The sequence below is a fragment of the Sulfuricurvum sp. genome (assembly GCF_049305995.1).
Classification (GTDB): Bacteria; Campylobacterota; Campylobacteria; order Campylobacterales; family Sulfurimonadaceae; genus Sulfuricurvum.
In genome coordinates, this window is sequence record NZ_JBAQPS010000372.1 from 1 (window position 1) to 1,732 (window position 1,732).

At 45.6% G+C, this 1,732-nt stretch carries 2 protein-coding genes; one reads left to right on the forward strand and one right to left on the reverse strand.

What is annotated here, in order from left to right; translation table 11 throughout:
* The coding region (locus WA010_RS12455; RefSeq protein ID WP_422557439.1) for a M3 family metallopeptidase at positions 1-1,363 on the reverse strand (1,363 nt) is incomplete at its 3' end.
* A gap of 87 nt (positions 1,364-1,450) precedes the next feature.
* On the opposite strand from WA010_RS12455, the gene WA010_RS12460 reads away from it, so the two are divergent.
* On the forward strand, positions 1,451-1,732 hold a 282-nt coding region (locus WA010_RS12460; RefSeq protein WP_422557440.1), incomplete at its 3' end, for a hypothetical protein.

The following is a 1,732-nucleotide window of genomic DNA, read 5'->3' on the forward strand; positions in this document are numbered from 1 at the left end:
CCTTGCTCAGTAGATGGTGAATCGTGTGTCCCATCTCGTGGAAGAGGGTGACGACATCATCGTGTCGTAGTAGTGAGGGAGAGGTTTCGGAAGAGGGGGGGAAGTTACAGACGACGAATGCGCTAGAGAGATGGGTACATCCCGCTGTATCTTCGCAATGGGTTTGGAAATTGTGCATCCATGCGCCGCCTCGTTTATCTTTGCGGGCTTCGAGGTCGAAATAGACTCGTGCGGTGAGTTCCTCTCTCTCATAAATATCATAGGCACTCGCTTTCGGATCCCATAGCTCGATGTTTTGAGCGACAAAACGGATGCCGAAGAGTTGATTCAAAAAGGTAAACATCCCCTCCATCACGCTACGCTGTTCGAAGTAGGGGCGATACTCCTCTTCGTCGATATCGTATTGGGCTTTTTTGAGGATTTCTCCGTAGTAGGCACTGTCATAGCTTTGCAGATCAACGTCCGGAGCGATGGCGCGTAACTCTTCGAGTTCTCGCAGCCCTTGACGACGGGAAGCATCGATCAGTTCATTTAAAAACTTCAACACACTTTCCGTACTCGGTGCCATTTTGGACGCGAGGGAGTATTCGGCATAGTTTTCAAATCCGAGAAGCTTTGCGCTCTCCTGACGTAATGCCATCAGCTCATCGATAATTTCTCCGTTTTGGGGTGCACGGGTGGTGTAGGCGCGATACAGCTCCTCTCGGATAGTGCGGTTAGTCCCATAGGTCATGTAGGCGATATAAGAGGGCATTTGGAGGGTAAAGCGGTATTTGGTGACACCGTCCTCTTCGAAGCGGGCATTTTCCAAATCACTCTCAGGGATACCCTCCACATCGGCAGGATCGGTGATGATTTTTTCATACGCATTCGTCGCATCGAGGACGTTTTGGGAGAAGTCGTTGGTGAGGGTGCTTTTACGCAGATTGATTTCCGCCAAACGCTCTTTGGAAGCATCATCCAGATGGGCACCTGCAAGCTCGAAATGGAGAATGTTGAGATCCAAAATACGGCACTGTTCAGTGTTTAGAGAGTCATATTCACGGGATTTGACACTTTTGAACGCTTCATAAATATCGAGATTTTGCCCGATAAAGGTGGAGTAATCGGTGAGAATCGGGAGAGCTCTAGCGTATACTTTTTGGGAAGCTTCGGAGTTTTTGATCGCATTGATGTGAGATAGCGGAGTGAATAATAGCTCCAAATCCTCCTCCATTAGATCAAAAGGGCGGACAAAATTGGCATAGGTTTTTTCAGAAATTGCGAGTAAATTCTCTATGGTTTTATGGTTAATCTCGATAAGGGTATTTAGATCAGAAATAAAAGTCTCTAAATCGAGTTTAAATTCGACAAATGGTTGCATGGTTTCTCCTCTAAAAGTGATATTGTAGTGCAGTGTTTCAAAATCTGTTCTATAATTTGGCAATTTGTCATAGAAAAGGTTTATTTAATGGCTACCAAAATCCGATTTTTACTTCGTTATATTTTTGTTGGGGCATTGTCCCTCTTCCCTTTGATATTGGTCATCGTGGTGGTTAATTATCTGAAAAATCTAGGGGTAAGTGCTTATTCTTCCCTACATGATTACACCAATTCGTTTGGGGTGACACTGGCATTGATGGCGGGGGTTATCGCTGTTTTCGCCGTGCTCGGATTTTCGATCGAGAAATACGGGCGCTCTATTTTTGTCTCGATGATCGACAGTACTTTTGAAAAAATCCCCGCAATTCGC